Below are 16,331 nucleotides of genomic sequence, written 5' to 3' on the forward strand. Positions count from 1 at the left end.
CACGAGTCGCCCAGCATGCCAAGCCCTGCCCCAGCCCGTTTCGTTCCCGCCGCCGGCCTCTCCAACCCGCATCTGCAAACGTTGTGGGGGCCGCTGTGGCGCAAGCTCGCCGACCTATCACGTACCCGCGAACGCCTGTGGCTGGCCGATGGCGACTTCCTCGACCTCGACTGGCACGGCCCGCACCAGGCCGATACGCCTGTGGTCATGGTGTTGCACGGCTTGACCGGCTCGTCCCACTCACCCTATGTGAAAGGCTTGCAACAGGCGTTGCAGGCACGCGGCTGGGCCAGCGTCGCGGTGAACTGGCGTGGTTGCTCCGGTGAACCGAACCTGTTGGCGCGCAGCTACCACTCCGGCGCGAGCGAAGACCTGGCTGAAGCCGTTCGCCACCTGCGCGCCCAACGCCCCCTGGCGCCGCTGTATGCGGTGGGCTATTCGTTGGGGGGCAATGTATTGCTCAAGTACCTGGGCGAAAGTGGCTCGGCCAGCCAACTGGAAGCGGCGGTCGCCGTGTCGGTGCCGTTTCGCCTGGACCAGTGCGCCGATCGCATCGGCCTGGGGTTTTCCAAGGTCTACCAGGCACATTTCATGCGCGAAATGCGGGCGTACGTACAGCGCAAGCAACAGCATTTTCGCGACAACGGCCACCTCGAGGGCCTGGCCGAACTGGAAAGGCTGGGGTCGTTGCGCAACCTGCGCACCTTCTGGGACTTCGACGGCAAGATCACGGCACCGCTCAATGGTTTTCGCGACGCCCATGATTATTACCGACGTGCGTCAAGCCGCTATTACCTGGGCGGAAACCGAACGCCGACCTTGATCATCCATTCCAGCGATGATCCGTTCGTGTTCAGGCACAGCCTGCCCGGCAGGGACGAATTGGCGCCGCAGACTCATTTCGAGCTGCATGCACGTGGCGGGCATGTGGGATTTGTCGAGGGGAGCCTGCGTAACCCAGGGTATTACCTTGAGCGCAGGATCCCGCAATGGCTGGCCGAGGGGACTTGAACGCCAGGGCCCTATCGCCGGCAAGCCGGCTCCCACCTGCCCTGCGCTGTTTTCCGATATACCGCCATACCTGTGGGAGCCGGCTTGCCGGCGATCGGGGCCAGCTCAGTCCCCCCTGGCCACGCCACGCGACGGGTCGTTGATCCATTCACTCCACGAGCCTGCATACAGCCGCCCCAGCGGATACCCCGCCAACGCCAGGGCGAACAGGTTGTGGCACGCGGTCACACCGGACCCGCAGTACGCCACCAGCTGTTCCGGCGCCCGGCCTGCGAGCTTTTCGGCAAAGCGCTGCTTGAGCTGGTCCACAGGCAGGAAACGCCCATCCGGCCCCAGGTTGTCGGTGAACGCCGCGCACTGGGCGCCGGGAATATGCCCGGCCACAGGGTCGATCGGCTCGACCTCGCCGCGAAAACGCGGCAAGCCGCGGGCATCGATCAGGGTCAGTTCCGGCGCGTCCAGGCGCTTGGCCAGGTGTTCGGCATCGATCACCAGCTTCATGTCCGGCTTGCCGGTGAAGTTCCCTTCGCGCCGGGCCGGTGGGTCGAGGCTCAACGGCAGGTGTGACGCATGCCAGGCCTTCAGGCCACCATCGAGAATGCACACGCCATCGCGCTTGCCCAGCCAGGCCAGCAGCCACCAGGCGCGGGCGGCAAATGCACCCGGGCCATCGTCGTACAGCACCACCTGGCTGTCGTTGTCCACGCCCCAGTCGCGCAATCGCTCCTGCAGCCGCTGCGGGTCAGGCAAAGGATGACGGCCAGTATGGCCTTTGACCACCGGCCCACTCAGGTCACGCTCCAGGTCAGCGAAGTGCGCGCCGGCGATATGCCCCTGGGCATAGCTGCGCTGGCCGTAATCCACATCCTCCAGGGCAAAACGACAATCGAGAACCACCAGCCCCGGCGCTTCCAGGCGCTCGGCCAACTGCAGTGGGGTGATCAATTGCGCAAGGGGCATGACAATCTCCTGATCGATGGCACGAAAAACCCTGGCTCATTGCTCCAGGGCCTGGTTGAAGGGAACGTGGAACTCGTCGCAGAGGGCATCCACGGCGGTGCGGGCACTGGGCGTGACGAAGCCCAGCTCCAGCAACAGCACCTGGTAGACACCGCGCTTGAAGGCTTCTTCGCCCAGGTGGGCGGAATGCTCGCGGGTGGTGCTGAGAAAACGCACCCAGGATGTCAGGACAATCCAGGCGTTGATGGTCAGCGATTCGATCTGCGCCGCGTCCATCGCCAGGATGCCGGCATCGACGAACCCCCGGTAGATGGCCTGGGCCTGCTGCAGGCAACGCTGGGAGAAGCGCCGGTAGCGGGCCGCCAGCTCAGGGTCGCTCTCGAGCAGGTGCTCGAGGTCGCGGTGCAGGAAACGGTAGTTCCACATCGCGGCCAGCAGGGCCTTGAGGTAGAAACGCTTGTCTTCGACCGTGGCGGCCCGCCCCTGCGGCGGGCGCAGGAAGCTGTCCACCAGCTCTTCGTACTGGCTGAACAGCACGGCGATGATCGCTTGCTTGTTGGGAAAGTGGTAGTACAGGTTGCCGGGCGAAATTTCCATATGCGCGGCAATGTGGTTGGTGCTGACGCTGCGTTCGCCCTGCTGGTTGAACAACTCCAGGCTGTTCTGCACGATGCGCTCTCGGGTCTTCATGCGCGGGGCCATGCTCAGCTCCATGTTCTGCGATGCTTCATCTTACGGCGTATCGGCCAAAGGATGTACCGATGGTTTGTGTGGTGTTTGCCTGCAGCACCTCTGGCTTGGCGGATCGCAGCCCGCTCCGGCAGGGCCAGCTGCCGATAAGTAATTCGGTACCTGGCCCTTCTGGGCTGCACAAGGCAAAAATTAGAGTATAGGCTCTAGGCATAACGCACCTTCGCGGAGCCGCCATGAACTCGCCAATCAGCCAGTCTCCTATGCATTGCGACCTCGACCTACAGGCGACGTTCGCCGCTCAGCGCACTGCCTTCGCCGCAAACCCGATGCCTCCGGCCGCCCAGCGCCGGCAATGGCTGAAAAGCCTGCGCGAGCTGTTGCTGGAGCACCAACAACCGTTGATCGAGGCCATCGATCGCGACTTCGAAGGCCGCAGTGCCGACGAGACCCGGCTGGCTGAGCTGCTGCCGTCCGTCCAAGGACTTCGCCATGCCGAGCGACACCTGCAGCGCTGGATGCAACCCTCTCGACGCAAGGTCGGCCTGGCCTTCCAGCCGGCCCGTGCCCAGGTGCTCTACCAGCCTTTGGGCGTGGTGGGCGTCATCGTGCCCTGGAACTACCCGCTGCTCCTGGCCATCGGCCCGCTGACCTGCGCCCTGGCCGCAGGCAACCGGGTGATGCTCAAGCTCAGCGAAGCCACGCCAGCCACTGGGGTGCTGCTCAAGGCCTTGCTGGAACGCGTGTTTCCCAACGACCTGGTGAGCGTCGTGCTCGGCGAGGTAGAGGTCGGCCAGACCTTTTCCCGCCTACCCTTCGATCACCTGCTGTTCACCGGCGCCACTGGCGTGGGACGCCATGTGATGGCGGCGGCCGCGCAGAACCTCACGCCGGTCACGCTCGAGCTGGGCGGCAAATCGCCGGCCATCGTCTCCAGCAGCGTGCTCCTGGACACCGCCGCCGAGCGCATCGCCTTCGGCAAACTGGTCAATGCCGGGCAGACCTGCGTCGCCCCCGACTATGCGCTCGTACCCCGCGAGCGCCTGGACGCCTTTGCCGAGGCCTACCGGCGCGCCGTACACCGGCTGTACCCACGCATCGCCGATAACCCCGACTACAGCGCCATCATCAACCCGCGACAGCTGCAACGCCTGGAGCTCCTGCTGGCCGACGCCCGTGACAAAGGCGCCCGGGTGCTCGACCTCTACCCCGGCGAACCCCGCCAGGGCCGGCGCCTGCCGCCCCACCTGGTGCTCGAGGTACGCGACGACATGCAGGTGATGCAGGACGAGATCTTCGGCCCGGTACTGCCGCTGGTGCCCTACGACACCCTCGAGCAGGCATTGGCCTATATCAACGCATGCCCACGGCCATTGGCGCTGTACTACTTCGGGTATGACCGTGCCGAGCAGGCCTATGTGCTGAGCCATACCCATTCCGGTGGCGTCTGCCTGAACGACACCCTGCTGCACGTGGCCCAGGACGACCTGCCATTCGGCGGTATCGGCCCCTCAGGCATGGGCCATTACCATGGCCACGAGGGGTTCCTGACCTTCAGCAAGGCCAAGGCCGTGCTGGCCAAGCAGCGCTTGAACGCCGCCCGGCTGATCTACCCGCCTTATGGCAAAGCCTTGCAGCGCCTGGTCTTCAAACTGTTCATCCGCTGAGCGAGGCCCGCCCATGCACCGCCGTGACCTGCTTGCCTTCAGCCTCGGCGCCAGCGCCTTCCTGGCCACTGCCAGCCTGGTTGGCTGCACGCCCCAGGCACCGGCAGCGGGCTTGCGCGTGCTGCGCGACGATGACCTGCCGGTGCTCAGTGCACTGATACCGGTGGTGCTTGCCGGCACCCAGGCCTCCACGCCGCTGGTGCTGCACAGCCTGGACCATAAGCTCGCTGCGCTGTCGCCACAGATGCTCAAGCTTACCCGCCAGTTGCTCGACGTGCTCAGCCTGCCGCTGACCCGCGGCCCGTTGACCGGCATCTGGGCCAGCTGGGAAACCGCCAGCCCCGCCCAGGTGAACGCCTTCCTGCGCCGCTGGAGCAACAGTTCGCTGGACCTGCTGCGCATGGGCCATGCCTCGCTGCTGCAATTGCTGCTGATGGCCTGGTACGAGCGCCCCGAGGCCTGGGCCGCCTGCGGCTACCCCGGGCCGCCGAAGGTCTGACCCCTCACCACAAGAGCACCCCCGAATGCCTACGACCGACCCGTTTCGCCAAGGCCTTGCCCGCGGCTGGATCACCCATGATGGCTCGCGGCTGAGCCAGGACCTGACGCTGGAGGCGGACGTCGCCGTGATCGGCAGCGGCGCAGGCGGGGCCACCAGCGCGCACATCCTCAGTGCCGCAGGCTTCAAGGTGCTGTTGATCGAGGAAGGCCCGCTCAAGACCAGCAGCGACTTCCATCTGCTGGAAAACGAAGCCTACGCCCACCTGTACCAGGAAGGCCTCGGGCGCATGAGCAAGGATGGCGCCATCACCATCCTCCAGGGCCGTGCCGTGGGAGGTACCACCCTGGTGAACTGGACATCGAGCTTCCGTACGCCTGCGCAAACCCTCGAGCATTGGGCACGCGAGCACAGCGTGAAGGGGCTGGACAGCGAAGCGCTGCGCCCTTGGTTCGAACGCGTCGAGCAAGACCTTGGCATCACGCCCTGGATCATGCCGCCCAACGCCAACAACGATGTGCTGCGCCGTGGCTGCGAAGCACTCGGCTACCGCTGGGCAGTGATCCCGCGCAACGTGCGCGGCTGCCGCAACCTGGGCTACTGCGGCATGGGCTGTCCGGTCAATGCCAAGCAGTCGATGCTGGTGACGCGCATCCCGGCGACGCTCGAGCAGGGCGGCGAGCTGCTGTACCTGGCCCGTGCGCAGCGCTTGGAGCACAACGGCGAACGCATCTCCCAATTGCTGTGCCAAGCGCTCGACAGCCAGGGGATAGCGCCGAACGGGCATCAAGTCCGCGTACGGGCCCGGCATTACATCCTGGCCGGCGGCGGCATCAACAGCCCGGCCCTGCTGCTACGGTCCGAGGCCCCCGATCCGCACCAGCGCCTGGGCAAGCGCACCTTCCTGCACCTGGTCAATTTCAGCGCGGCCGTGTTCGGCGAGCGCATCGATCCGTACTACGGCGCCCCCCAATCGATCTACAGTGACGAGTTCCAGTGGCAAGGCGGCGTCGACGGGCCTATCGGCTACAAACTGGAGGTGCCCCCGCTGCACCCGGCCCTTGCCAGCACGCTGTTGGGTGCCTACGGCGAGGAAAACGCCCGGCGCATGGCCGAACTGCCCCATACCCACGTGATGCTGGCGCTGCTACGCGATGGCTTCCACCCGCAAAGCCAGGGCGGCCAGGTGGAGCTGCGCGGCGACGGCTCGCCCGTGCTCGACTACCCGCTCACCGACTACCTGCGCGATGGCCTGCTCCGGGCCTACCGGAGCATGGCGCAGATCCAGTTCGCCGCTGGGGCTGCCCGGGTGATGCCAGTACACAGCGATGCCCGCTTTGCCAGTGCACTGCCCCCCACCCTGGCGATGATCGACGAGCTGCGCCTGGAGCCCTTCCGGACCCGCCTGGGCAGTGCCCATGTGATGGGTGGTTGTGCCCTCGGCGAAGACCCGCGCCAGGCGGTGTGCGACAGCCTTGGGCGGCACCACCAGTTGGAGAACCTGTCGATCCATGACGGCTCGCTCTTCCCCACCAGCATCGGTGCCAACCCGCAACTGTCGGTCTATGCCCTTTGCGCCCTGCTCAGCGAGGCCCTGGCCAGCCGACTGGCACAGGGCGCATGACAAGCCACGGGCTGGCTGTCTATAGTGCCCCCAATCGGCCGCGCGACTTGGCCGGGCGCAGTCGCTGCGCTACCATCCGACTCCCCAACGCACTCCCAGCCAGGATGACGCGATGAACCGAGTGTTGTACCCGGGTACTTTCGACCCCATTACCAAAGGCCATGGCGACCTGGTCGAGCGCGCCTCGCGTCTGTTCGACCATGTGATCATCGCGGTGGCGGCCAGCCCGAAGAAGAACCCGCTGTTCCCCTTGGAACAACGCGTGGAACTGGCCCGTGAGGTCACCAAGCACCTGCCCAATGTCGAAGTCATCGGTTTTTCCAGCCTGCTGGCGCACTTCGCCAAGGAACAAGGTGCCAATGTGTTCTTGCGCGGCCTGCGCGCGGTGTCGGACTTCGAGTACGAGTTCCAGCTGGCCAACATGAACCGCCAGTTGGCGCCGGACGTCGAGAGCCTCTTCCTGACGCCTTCGGAGCGCTACTCGTTCATTTCCTCGACGCTGGTCCGGGAAATCGCCGCGCTGGGCGGCGACATCAGCAAGTTCGTCCACCCAGTGGTGGCCGACGCGCTGACCGAACGCTTCAAGAAGTGACCGCCACTGCCTGATCATCGCGCCCGCGTGCACTGCGGGCGCGAATGCGGCACAATTGTGCCCACTGGTTTGATACATGCCCGGGCCAAGAGCCCCGGCCGGAGCCCCCATGTCCCTGATCATCACCGACGATTGCATCAACTGCGACGTCTGCGAACCCGAGTGCCCGAACGCGGCCATCTCCCAAGGCGAAGAGATCTACGTGATCGACCCCAACCTGTGCACCCAGTGCGTAGGCCACTACGACGAGCCGCAGTGCCAGCAGGTCTGCCCGGTCGACTGCATCCCCCTGGATGAAGCCCACCCGGAGACCCATGACGAGCTGATGGAAAAGTACAAGCGCATCACCGGCAAGGCTTGACCTGTAGCCTCAGGACTCTTGTAGGAGCGGGCTTGTCCCGCGATGGGGCCGGCACATGTGTATGGCAAGGGCTTCGCCCTTGATCGCGGCACAAGGCCGCTCAGGGGTACAGCGAAACGCCTCAGCGCTGGCAGCGCGGGCAATAGACGCTTGCCCGCTGCCCCAGCTTCACCTCGCGCAACGGCGTGCCGCACACTTTGCACGGCTGCCCGCCCCGCCCGTACACGAACAGCTCCTGCTGGAAGTACCCCGGCTGCCCATCGCCGCCGATGAAGTCGCGCAGCGTGGTCCCGCCCTGCTCGATCGCCGCGGCCAGCACCCGCTTGATCTCGATCGCCAGCTTCAGGTAGCGCGCCCGGGAAATCCCCCCGGCTTCGCGTCGTGGGTCGATGCCAGCCGCGAACAGCGCCTCGGTGGCGTAGATGTTACCCACGCCCACCACCACGGCGTTGTCCATGATGAAGGGCTTGACCGCCATGGACCGCCCGCGGGACAACTGGAACAAGCGCTCGCCATCGAACAGGTCGGTCAAGGGCTCCGGCCCCAGGCGCACCAGCAGCTCGTGGTTGAGCGGGTCCAGGCTCCACAGCATGGCACCGAAACGGCGCGGGTCGGTGTAGCGCAGCGCCAGCCCCGATTCCAGCTCGATATCCACATGCTCGTGCTTGCCCACGGGCAGGCCCTGCTCCACCAGGCGCAGGTTGCCCGACATGCCCAGGTGGCTGATCAAGGTGCCGACCTCGGCATTGATCAACAGGTATTTGGCCCGCCGCTGCACGGTGACGATGCGTTGTCCGGACAGGCGGATGTCCAGGTCTTCGGGGATCGGCCAGCGCAGGCGCCGGTCGCGTACCAGTACGCGGCTGACCCGCTGGCCTTCCAGGTACGGCGCGATGCCGCGCCGGGTGGTCTCGACTTCAGGTAGTTCCGGCATGGTGTCAGTGCCCGCCCAATTCGCGAATGGTTTGCTTGAGGTGTTCGAAGTCGTACTCCGACAGCCCGATGTAGTCGAGCACCAGCGGGCCGACCACGTCCCACTCGTGGTCCTGGGCCTGGTTGCCCAGCACCCGGTGGGATGCACAGATATGCTCGGCCATCTTCAGCACCGCCAGCAGGTTCTTGAGCTGGGTGTTGCGCGAAGACTCGTCGCGGAAGATCGCCAAGGCGTTGTGATGGTTGGCGATCGCCGAGCTGATGTGCTCCGGCAAGCGCCAGGACTTGGCGGTGAAATAGCCCACCACCGCATGGTTGGTGTTGAAGGTGCGGTTTTCCGTGTCCACCACTCGCGTGTCCATACCGGCATTGGCGTAGGACGCCTCCAGCACCTCCATGTAGTCGGGGAAGCGCTTGAGCATCAACGGCACGCCGCAATCGTGGAACAGGCCCAGGGTGTAGGCCTCGTCAACCGCCTGGATGCCGGTGCGCTTGGCCAGGGTCAGGCAGGTCATGGCCACGTCTTGGGCGGTGTCCCAGAAGCGGTTGAGGGTGACGATGGTTTCGTCACTCATCTCGCCCTTGATCGACTGGGCATTGATCAGGTTGATGATCGAGCGGCTGCCCAACAGGTTCACTGCACGCTGAATCGAGCCGATCTTGTTGGCCAGGCCGAAGTGCGGCGAGTTCACCAGCTTGAGCAAGGCACCGGACAGGCCTGGGTCCTGGGCGATCAACCGGGCGATGGTTTCCAGGTCAGGGTCGGGCATGTACTGCTCGAACTGCAGGTCGACCATGATCTGCGGCTGCGGTGGAATGCTGATCCCTTGCAGGGCTTGCTGGATCTGTTCGGGGCTGAGTTCCTGGGACATGGGGCGCACACTCGGTAAGGACGGTGAATTCTACCCTCGTCCGCCCGACGGGGCACCCACTGGCGCGTTGCGCCGGAACTTTCCCCACGCCTTGCGGGCCTCCTTTCACAGGCCCATCCCGAAAAGGAGAACACTCCCATGAGCGCAACACTCAACGGCAAGCGCGTGGCTTTCCTGGTGACCGACGGTTTCGAGCAGGTAGAGCTCACCGGCCCTCGCGAGGCCTTGGAACGCAACGGCGCGGTGGTCGACATCCTGAGCGCCAAGGAAGGCAGCGTACGCGGCTGGAACCATGACAAACCCGCGGACGAGTTCGCCGTGGATGCCACCTTCGAAGCGGCCAGCCTCGATCTCTACGATGCCTTGGTACTGCCCGGCGGGGTCCAGAACTCCGATACCATCCGGATCATTCCGGCGGCGCAGAAACTGGTGAAGAGCCATGACTCGGCCAACAAGCCGCTGGCAGTGATCTGCCATGGCGCCTGGTTGCTGGTGTCGTGCGGCCTGGCCCAGGGGCGCCGACTGACCAGCTACAAGACCTTGCAGGATGATATCCGCAACGCCGGCGGCAACTGGGTGGACGAGGAGGTGGTGGTCGACGGCAACCTGATCACCAGCCGCAAGCCCGATGATATCCCGGCGTTCAGCGAACAGCTGGTCAAGGCCCTGGCAGCCTGAGCCCCCCAATCGCCGGCAAGGGCCGTGCACCCGTTCCGGTAGGAGCCGGCTTGCCGGCGATTGGGCCTTCAAGAGCATTGAAATTCCGACAGGGCCAACGCCTGCGCCTCCATCAACGCGCTATAATCCCGCTCTTTTTTCCCGGAGCGACGTCATGTCCCTGCCCAGCCTTCGCCTCAAAGCCAATGCCGACCGCCGCCTGCGCGCCGGCCACCTGTGGGTCTACAGCAATGAAGTCGACGTTGCCGCGACCCCGCTGCAAGGCCTGCGCGCCGGCCAGCAGGCGATCCTCGAGACGGCCACCGGCAAGCCGCTGGGCGTGGTGGCGGTAAGCCCCAACAACCTGATCTGCGCTCGCCTGCTGTCGCGCGACGCCAAGCTGCCGCTGGACAAGTCGCTGCTGGTGCACCGTCTGAACGTCGCCCTGTCCCTGCGCGAGCGCCTGTTCGACCAGCCCTGCTACCGCTTGGTCTACGGCGACTCGGACCTGCTGCCTGGCCTGGTGGTCGATCGCTTCCATGACATCCTGGTGGTGCAGTTGGCCTCGGCCACCATGGAAGCCCACAAGGACGACGTGATCGCCGCCCTGGTACAGGTGCTCAAGCCCAGCGGCATCCTGTTCAAGAACGACTCCGCGGCCCGCGATGCCGAAGGCCTGGAACGCTACGTCGAGACGGTCTACGGCGAAGTACCGGACTGGGTACCGCTGGTGGAGAACGGTGTGAAGTTCGAAGCGCCGGTGCGTGACGGCCAGAAGACCGGCTGGTTCTACGACCACCGTATGAACCGCGCGCGCCTGGCGCCGTACGTGAAGGGCAAGCGCGTGCTGGACCTATTCAGCTACATCGGCGGCTGGGGCGTGCAGGCCGGCGCGTTCGGTGCCAGCGAAGTGTTCTGCGTGGATGCCTCGGGCTTCGCCCTCGATGGCGTGGAGCGCAACGCAGCGCTCAACGGCATCGCCGAGAAGCTGACCTGCATCGAAGGCGACGTGTTCGAGGCCCTGCGTGAGCTGAAGGCGGCCGAGGAGCGCTTCGACGTGATCATCGCCGACCCACCCGCCTTCATCAAACGCAAGAAGGACCTGAAGAACGGCGAGGCCGCCTACCGCCGCCTCAATGAACAGGCCATGCGCATGCTGACCAAGGACGGCATCCTGGTCAGCGCCTCGTGCTCGATGCACTTGCCCGAGGACGACCTGCACAACATCCTGCTGACCAGCGCCCGCCACCTGGACCGCAACCTGCAGCTGCTCGAGCGCGGCGGCCAGGGCCCGGACCATCCGGTCCACCCGGCCATCGCCGAGACCCGCTACATCAAGAGCATCACCTGCCGGTTGCTGCCCAATAGCTGATGGCAGCTCCTGCATACGCCAAACCCTGTAGAGCGGCCTTGCGCCGCGAAAGGGCCGCAACGCGGCCCCCGTTTCACTCAGCGATCCACTGCCTACGTCGCGATCCCCGAGGCAGAGGCCGCCGACCATCCATATGCCCATTCCCTCCGGGCGCCAGCGGTGTAGAATCGACCCATTCATCGCCAGTCATCCCCGGCGGGTTTATGAGCTCTGGTCGAGCCTGCGGCGATCCCGCGCGGTCTTCGACCCCCATCCGTGCCAGCGGCAACCGGCCTCGGCGTCAAGGAAAAGAGAAGCTCACTCCCCTATTCGTGACCTGATTCAGCCGCCAGGAGTGCTTCATGCCTGATTATCGTTCCAAGACTTCCACCCAGGGCCGCAACATGGCCGGCGCCCGTGCATTGTGGCGCGCCACCGGGATGAAGGACGAAGACTTCAAGAAACCGATCATCGCCATCGCCAACTCGTTCACCCAGTTCGTCCCAGGGCACGTGCACCTGAAGGACCTGGGCCAGCTGGTGGCCCGCGAGATCGAACGCGCCGGTGGCGTGGCCAAGGAGTTCAACACCATCGCCGTCGACGATGGCATCGCCATGGGCCATGACGGCATGCTGTACTCGCTGCCGAGCCGCGAGATCATCGCCGACGCCGTGGAGTACATGGTCAACGCCCACTGCGCCGACGCCATCGTATGCATCTCCAACTGCGACAAGATCACCCCCGGCATGCTGATGGCCGCCCTGCGCCTGAACATCCCGGTGATCTTCGTTTCCGGCGGCCCGATGGAAGCCGGCAAGACCAAGCTGGCCAGCCATGGCCTGGACCTGGTCGACGCCATGGTCATCGCCGCCGACTCCTCGGCATCCGACGAAAAAGTCGCCGAGTACGAGCGCAGCGCCTGCCCGACCTGCGGTTCCTGCTCCGGCATGTTCACCGCCAACTCCATGAACTGCCTGACCGAGGCCCTGGGCCTGGCCCTGCCGGGCAACGGCTCGACCCTGGCCACCCATGCCGACCGTGAACAGCTGTTCCTGACCGCCGGACGCACCATCGTCGAGCTGTGCAAGCGCTACTACGGCGACAACGACACCTCGGTCCTGCCGCGCAACATCGCCAGCTTCAAGGCTTTCGAGAACGCCATGACGCTGGACATCGCCATGGGCGGTTCGACCAACACCATCCTGCACCTGCTGGCCGCGGCCCAGGAGGCCGAGGTGGACTTCGACCTGCGTGACATCGATCGCCTGTCGCGCAAGGTGCCGCAATTGTGCAAGGTGGCGCCGAACATCCAGAAGTACCACATGGAAGACGTGCACCGCGCCGGCGGCATCATCAGCATCCTCGGCGAGCTGGCCCGTGGCGGCCTGCTGCACACCGACCTGCCGACCGTGCACAGCCCGAGCATGGAAGAAGCCATCGCCAAGTGGGACATCACCCAGACCAACGAGCCGGCCGTGCATGAATTCTTCAAGGCAGGCCCGGCCGGCATCCCGACCCAGGTTGCCTTCAGCCAGTCGACCCGCTGGCCGACCCTGGACACCGACCGCACCGAAGGCTGCATCCGCAGCGTCGAGCACGCCTACTCCCAGGAGGGTGGCCTGGCGGTGCTGTACGGCAATATCGCGATGGACGGTTGCGTGGTGAAGACGGCCGGTGTCGACGAGTCGATCCTGGTGTTCGAAGGCACGGCCAAGATCTTCGAGAGCCAGGACAGCGCCGTGCGCGGCATCCTCGCCGACGAAGTGAAGGCAGGCGACGTGGTCATCATCCGCTACGAAGGCCCGAAGGGCGGCCCTGGCATGCAGGAAATGCTCTACCCGACCTCGTACCTGAAGTCCAAGGGCCTGGGCAAGGCCTGCGCCCTGCTCACCGATGGCCGCTTCTCCGGCGGCACCTCGGGCCTGTCGATCGGCCACGCCTCGCCGGAAGCCGCTGCAGGGGGCGCCATCGGCCTGGTGCGCGATGGTGACAAGATCCTCATCGACATTCCCAACCGCTCGATCAACCTGTTGGTCAGCGACGAGGAGCTGGCCCACCGGCGCATCGAGCAGGACAAGAAAGGCTGGAAGCCGGCCGAAGCCCGCCCACGCAAGGTGACCACCGCGCTGAAGGCGTATGCCCTGCTGGCCACCAGCGCCGACAAGGGTGCGGTGCGCAACAAGGCGATGCTCGAAGGGCTGTAAGGCCAAGAGGGCCGCTTCGCGGCACAAGGCCGCTCCTACAGAGGTCTGCGTGATCCCTGTAGGAGCGGCCTTGTGCCGCGAAAGGGCTGCAAGGCAGCCCCAAGGTGTTACTGGATCTGCTCCGGCGTCACGATCACCCAGTTCTTGTCCGCCGTCACCGGCAGCCCTTCCTTGGCCTGGGCCGCAGCGTTCTTGGCGATCATGCCATTCATCTGGTCCATGTACTTGGCCTTGCGGTTGATCCACAGGTGGATGCCGCCCTTGCCTACATCCACACCATGGAACTGCATGTAGCCATCGCTGGTGGGCGTGTCGCCGCCGACCAGCACCGGCTTCTTCCACTGGTCGATATAGGTGAGGATCGCGGCCTGCTTGCCCGCCATCCAGGTGGCCGGGGTCCACAGGTAGGGCGTCAGCTCCAGGTTCTGGTTGGCCTTCGGGTCATAGCCCCCTTCGGCGATCTGCTTGCGTGCCGTGGTCAGCTGGCCGTTGGCGCGGTCCTTGAGCAGCAGGCTCACGCCGATGACGTTCTGCGGCTTGACGTTATAGCCGTACTTGGGATCGGAGGCGACCATCCGCACCAGTTCCTCGGACGCGGCGGAGATCACATAGACGTCGATGCCATTCTCCATCAGCTTGTTGAACAGCTCGGTCTGCCCGGTGAAGACCTTCGGCGGCTGCACCTCCATGCGCTTGACCTGGTCGCCCTCGAAATAGGTGGCAGGGATCGGTTTGCCGGCGGCCATCATCTCGTCGACCTGGACCTTCAGCTCCTTGAGGGTGAAGCCGGAAAACACCTGGGCAACCCAGGGGTAGCAGACCATGTCGTCGACTTCGCACAGCCGGTAGTAGTAGCTGAACAGGCTCTCCTTGTGCTCGGCGGTGTCCTTGAAGGGCATCAGCTTCAACGAGGGGTCGAGCTTGTCACGGGTGATCAGGCCCTTGTTCTCCATGAACGGCAGCAGGGCTTCTTCCAGATCGAAGCGGTAGCTGGTGTTGTCCATGTCGAAGACTGCGTAGTTACCTTTGTTGGCATTGGCCGCAATCATGCTGTCCAACTGCTTGGCGGCCTCTGCGGGCCAGTGCTTGAGCTCGGTGGCCCATGTCTCGACGCTGAGCAGCAGGGCCAGGCCCGCGGCGAGGACTTTCGGAGCAGACTTCATTGCAAGTTCTCCTGAACAGTGGATCTGCAACGCTAGACAAAGCCCTCCTTGCACAAGGCTCCGACAACGACCTTCAACCTGCTTGAAGCGCCACCTGACATCCCAAAAACGACACTCGCATATTCCAATAACGACTAAGCAAATTCGATTTAGATATAATTTCGTTTGTTTTCAGGCTGTTAGCATTTCCGTTCGCAATCGCTCATCCAGAGGCGGTGCCCCTTCTGCTTTACCCTGGAGCTTCAATGAACCTGCCGTTGTCACTCAACCTGCTGGCGTTCCTGGCCTTGCTGCTGGGCCTGGCGCAAACCCGCCGTACCGACTGGAGCCTGGCCAAGAAAGTCCTGCTCGGCCTGGTGCTGGGCGTACTGTTCGGCCTGGTGCTGCACACCTTCTACGGCGCCGGCCATCCGGTCCTCAAGGCCACCATCGGCTGGCTCGACCTGGTCGGCAACGGCTACGTCGGCCTGTTGCAGATGATCGTCATGCCGCTGATCTTCGCCTCGATCCTCAGCGCCGTGGCGCGCCTGCACAATGCCTCCTCGCTGGGCAGGATCAGCGTGCTGAGCATCGGCACGCTGCTGCTGACCACCGCCATCGCCGCACTGGTCGGCATCGTCCTGACCAACCTGTTCGGCCTCAGCGCCGAGGGGCTGGTCGCCGGCGCCCAGGAAAGCGCCCGCCTGCAGGCCATCCACAGCGACTATGCCGGCAAGGTCGCCGACCTCAACATCCCGCAGCTGCTGTTGTCGTTCATCCCCAGCAACCCGGTGGGCGACCTGGCGCGGGCCAAGCCGACCTCGATCATCAGCGTGGTGATCTTCGCCGTGTTCCTGGGCCTGGCAGCGCTGCAGCTGATCAAGGACGACGCCGACAAGGGCAGCCGCGCCCTGGCCGCGATCGATACCCTGCAAGCCTGGGTGATGCGCCTGGTGCGTCTGGTGATGAAACTCACCCCCTACGGTGTGTTGGCGTTGATGACCAAGGTGGTGGCCAGCTCCAACCTGGACGACATTCTCAAGCTGGGCAGCTTCGTGGTGGTCTCGTACCTCGGCCTGGGCCTGATGTTCGTGGTCCACGGCCTGGTCCTGGCCGCGACCGGCGTCAGCCCGCTGCGCTTCTTCCGTAAAGTCTGGCCGGTACTGACGTTCGCCTTCACCAGCCGTTCCAGCGCCGCGAGCATCCCGCTGAACATCGAGGCGCAGACCCGTCGCCTGGGTGTGCCGCAGTCGATCGCCAGCTTCAGCGCCTCGTTCGGCGCGACCATCGGCCAGAACGGCTGCGCCGGCCTGTACCCCGCCATGCTGGCGGTGATGGTCGCCCCGGCGGTGGGCATCGATACCTTCGACCCGCTGTGGATCGCCACCCTGGTGGCCATCGTCACCCTCAGCTCGGCGGGCGTGGCCGGCGTCGGCGGCGGCGCGACCTTCGCCGCGCTGATCGTGCTGCCGGCCATGGGCCTGCCGGTAGAGCTGGTGGCGCTGCTGATCTCGGTGGAGCCGCTGATCGACATGGGCCGCACGGCGTTGAACGTGAATGGGTCGATGATGGCGGGGGTGGTGACCAGCCAGCTGTTGAAAGAGACCGACAAGGAGGTGCTGGCAGGCGACGAGCATGCGCAGCTGAGTCAATCCTGAGGCTTTGGGGCCGCTGTGCGGCCCTTTCGCGGCGCTGCCGCTCCTACAGATAGCGCGCAGCGGGTGTAGGAGCGGCCTTGTGCCGCGAAAGGGCTGCAAAGCAGCCCCAG

At 65.1% G+C, this 16,331-nt stretch carries 15 protein-coding genes; 10 read left to right on the top strand and 5 right to left on the bottom strand.

All coding sequences use genetic code 11. The annotated features are described in order from the left end of the window. Nucleotides 1–15 precede the first annotated feature (15 nt). Entirely contained in the window at nt 16–1,011 is a 996-nt protein-coding gene (locus ACXHGZ_RS20310; RefSeq protein WP_480461216.1) for a hydrolase, read from the top strand. Nucleotides 1,012–1,116: 105 nt separating this feature from the next. Here ACXHGZ_RS20310 and ACXHGZ_RS20315 read toward each other — a convergent pair whose 3' ends face one another. Next, entirely contained in the window at nt 1,117–1,971 is an 855-nt protein-coding gene (locus ACXHGZ_RS20315; RefSeq protein ID WP_480461217.1) for a sulfurtransferase, read from the bottom strand. Between the two features lie 36 nt (nt 1,972–2,007). Next, nucleotides 2,008–2,673 carry a TetR/AcrR family transcriptional regulator gene (locus ACXHGZ_RS20320; protein WP_084853781.1) on the bottom strand — a complete coding sequence of 222 codons (666 nt, stop codon included), beginning with the start codon at nt 2,671–2,673 and terminating at the stop codon, nt 2,008–2,010. A 224-nt stretch (nt 2,674–2,897) separates the two neighbouring features. On the opposite strand from ACXHGZ_RS20320, the gene ACXHGZ_RS20325 reads away from it, so the two are divergent. The 5 genes from ACXHGZ_RS20325 (at nt 2,898) to ACXHGZ_RS20345 (ending at nt 7,404) form a co-directional block, all read left to right on the top strand. Continuing rightward, nucleotides 2,898–4,328 carry a coniferyl aldehyde dehydrogenase gene (locus tag ACXHGZ_RS20325; RefSeq protein ID WP_480461219.1) on the top strand — a complete coding sequence of 477 codons (1,431 nt, stop codon included), beginning with the start codon at nt 2,898–2,900 and terminating at the stop codon, nt 4,326–4,328. Between the two features lie 13 nt (nt 4,329–4,341). After that, entirely contained in the window at nt 4,342–4,827 is a 486-nt protein-coding gene (locus tag ACXHGZ_RS20330; protein WP_480461220.1) for a twin-arginine translocation pathway signal protein, read from the top strand. A gap of 25 nt (nt 4,828–4,852) precedes the next feature. Then, nucleotides 4,853–6,451: a GMC family oxidoreductase gene (locus ACXHGZ_RS20335; protein ID WP_480461222.1), complete on the top strand. Its 1,599-nt coding sequence runs from the start codon at nt 4,853–4,855 to the stop codon at nt 6,449–6,451. 112 nt (nt 6,452–6,563) lie between these two features. Next, a complete protein-coding gene (gene coaD, locus ACXHGZ_RS20340) occupies nt 6,564–7,043 on the top strand; it encodes a pantetheine-phosphate adenylyltransferase (protein ID WP_003249065.1) in 480 nt (159 codons plus the stop codon). Nucleotides 7,044–7,152: 109 nt separating this feature from the next. Beyond that, nucleotides 7,153–7,404, top strand: coding sequence for a YfhL family 4Fe-4S dicluster ferredoxin (locus ACXHGZ_RS20345; protein ID WP_043208655.1), 252 nt, complete (start codon nt 7,153–7,155; stop codon nt 7,402–7,404). A gap of 121 nt (nt 7,405–7,525) precedes the next feature. Here the strand turns inward: ACXHGZ_RS20345 and mutM are convergent, their stop codons facing one another. Both mutM and ACXHGZ_RS20355 read right to left on the bottom strand, forming a co-directional pair. Next, on the bottom strand, nt 7,526–8,338 hold the full coding sequence (gene mutM / locus ACXHGZ_RS20350) for a bifunctional DNA-formamidopyrimidine glycosylase/DNA-(apurinic or apyrimidinic site) lyase (RefSeq protein ID WP_368828803.1): 813 nt from the start codon (nt 8,336–8,338) through the stop codon (nt 7,526–7,528). 4 nt (nt 8,339–8,342) lie between these two features. Then, nucleotides 8,343–9,155: an HDOD domain-containing protein gene (locus tag ACXHGZ_RS20355; protein ID WP_224459386.1), complete on the bottom strand. Its 813-nt coding sequence runs from the start codon at nt 9,153–9,155 to the stop codon at nt 8,343–8,345. Nucleotides 9,156–9,347: 192 nt separating this feature from the next. On the opposite strand from ACXHGZ_RS20355, the gene ACXHGZ_RS20360 reads away from it, so the two are divergent. The 3 genes from ACXHGZ_RS20360 to ilvD all read left to right on the top strand — a co-directional run bounded on the left by ACXHGZ_RS20360 (nt 9,348) and on the right by ilvD (nt 13,421). After that, the gene (locus tag ACXHGZ_RS20360; protein WP_324818858.1) at nt 9,348–9,887 is read left to right on the top strand and encodes a type 1 glutamine amidotransferase domain-containing protein; all 540 of its coding nucleotides are present in this window, start codon (nt 9,348–9,350) and stop codon (nt 9,885–9,887) included. Between the two features lie 154 nt (nt 9,888–10,041). Next, nucleotides 10,042–11,238: a class I SAM-dependent rRNA methyltransferase gene (locus tag ACXHGZ_RS20365; protein WP_480461225.1), complete on the top strand. Its 1,197-nt coding sequence runs from the start codon at nt 10,042–10,044 to the stop codon at nt 11,236–11,238. A 341-nt stretch (nt 11,239–11,579) separates the two neighbouring features. Further along, nucleotides 11,580–13,421 carry a dihydroxy-acid dehydratase gene (gene ilvD / locus ACXHGZ_RS20370; RefSeq protein ID WP_480461226.1) on the top strand — a complete coding sequence of 614 codons (1,842 nt, stop codon included), beginning with the start codon at nt 11,580–11,582 and terminating at the stop codon, nt 13,419–13,421. 107 nt (nt 13,422–13,528) lie between these two features. On the opposite strand, the gene ACXHGZ_RS20375 is transcribed toward ilvD, so the two are convergent. Continuing rightward, nucleotides 13,529–14,584: an HAD family hydrolase gene (locus tag ACXHGZ_RS20375; RefSeq protein ID WP_480461228.1), complete on the bottom strand. Its 1,056-nt coding sequence runs from the start codon at nt 14,582–14,584 to the stop codon at nt 13,529–13,531. A gap of 245 nt (nt 14,585–14,829) precedes the next feature. Here ACXHGZ_RS20375 and ACXHGZ_RS20380 point away from each other — a divergent pair, with 245 nt between their 5' ends. Then, entirely contained in the window at nt 14,830–16,221 is a 1,392-nt protein-coding gene (locus ACXHGZ_RS20380) for an L-cystine transporter (RefSeq protein ID WP_480461229.1), read from the top strand. Nucleotides 16,222–16,331: the final 110 nt, after the last annotated feature.

It is taken from the genome of Pseudomonas shiyinii, assembly GCF_056725765.1.

Coding starts and splice junctions, on each gene's coding strand:
- ACXHGZ_RS20310 (WP_480461216.1), top strand. CDS start 16: ATGCCAAGCCCTGCCCCAGCCCGTTTCGTTCCCGCCGCCGGCCTCTCC.
- ACXHGZ_RS20315 (WP_480461217.1), bottom strand. CDS start 1,971: ATGCCCCTTGCGCAATTGATCACCCCACTGCAGTTGGCCGAGCGCCTG.
- ACXHGZ_RS20320 (WP_084853781.1), bottom strand. CDS start 2,673: ATGGCCCCGCGCATGAAGACCCGAGAGCGCATCGTGCAGAACAGCCTG.
- ACXHGZ_RS20325 (WP_480461219.1), top strand. CDS start 2,898: ATGAACTCGCCAATCAGCCAGTCTCCTATGCATTGCGACCTCGACCTA.
- ACXHGZ_RS20330 (WP_480461220.1), top strand. CDS start 4,342: ATGCACCGCCGTGACCTGCTTGCCTTCAGCCTCGGCGCCAGCGCCTTC.
- ACXHGZ_RS20335 (WP_480461222.1), top strand. CDS start 4,853: ATGCCTACGACCGACCCGTTTCGCCAAGGCCTTGCCCGCGGCTGGATC.
- coaD (WP_003249065.1), top strand. CDS start 6,564: ATGAACCGAGTGTTGTACCCGGGTACTTTCGACCCCATTACCAAAGGC.
- ACXHGZ_RS20345 (WP_043208655.1), top strand. CDS start 7,153: ATGTCCCTGATCATCACCGACGATTGCATCAACTGCGACGTCTGCGAA.
- mutM (WP_368828803.1), bottom strand. CDS start 8,338: ATGCCGGAACTACCTGAAGTCGAGACCACCCGGCGCGGCATCGCGCCG.
- ACXHGZ_RS20360 (WP_324818858.1), top strand. CDS start 9,348: ATGAGCGCAACACTCAACGGCAAGCGCGTGGCTTTCCTGGTGACCGAC.
- ACXHGZ_RS20365 (WP_480461225.1), top strand. CDS start 10,042: ATGTCCCTGCCCAGCCTTCGCCTCAAAGCCAATGCCGACCGCCGCCTG.
- ilvD (WP_480461226.1), top strand. CDS start 11,580: ATGCCTGATTATCGTTCCAAGACTTCCACCCAGGGCCGCAACATGGCC.
- ACXHGZ_RS20375 (WP_480461228.1), bottom strand. CDS start 14,584: ATGAAGTCTGCTCCGAAAGTCCTCGCCGCGGGCCTGGCCCTGCTGCTC.
- ACXHGZ_RS20380 (WP_480461229.1), top strand. CDS start 14,830: ATGAACCTGCCGTTGTCACTCAACCTGCTGGCGTTCCTGGCCTTGCTG.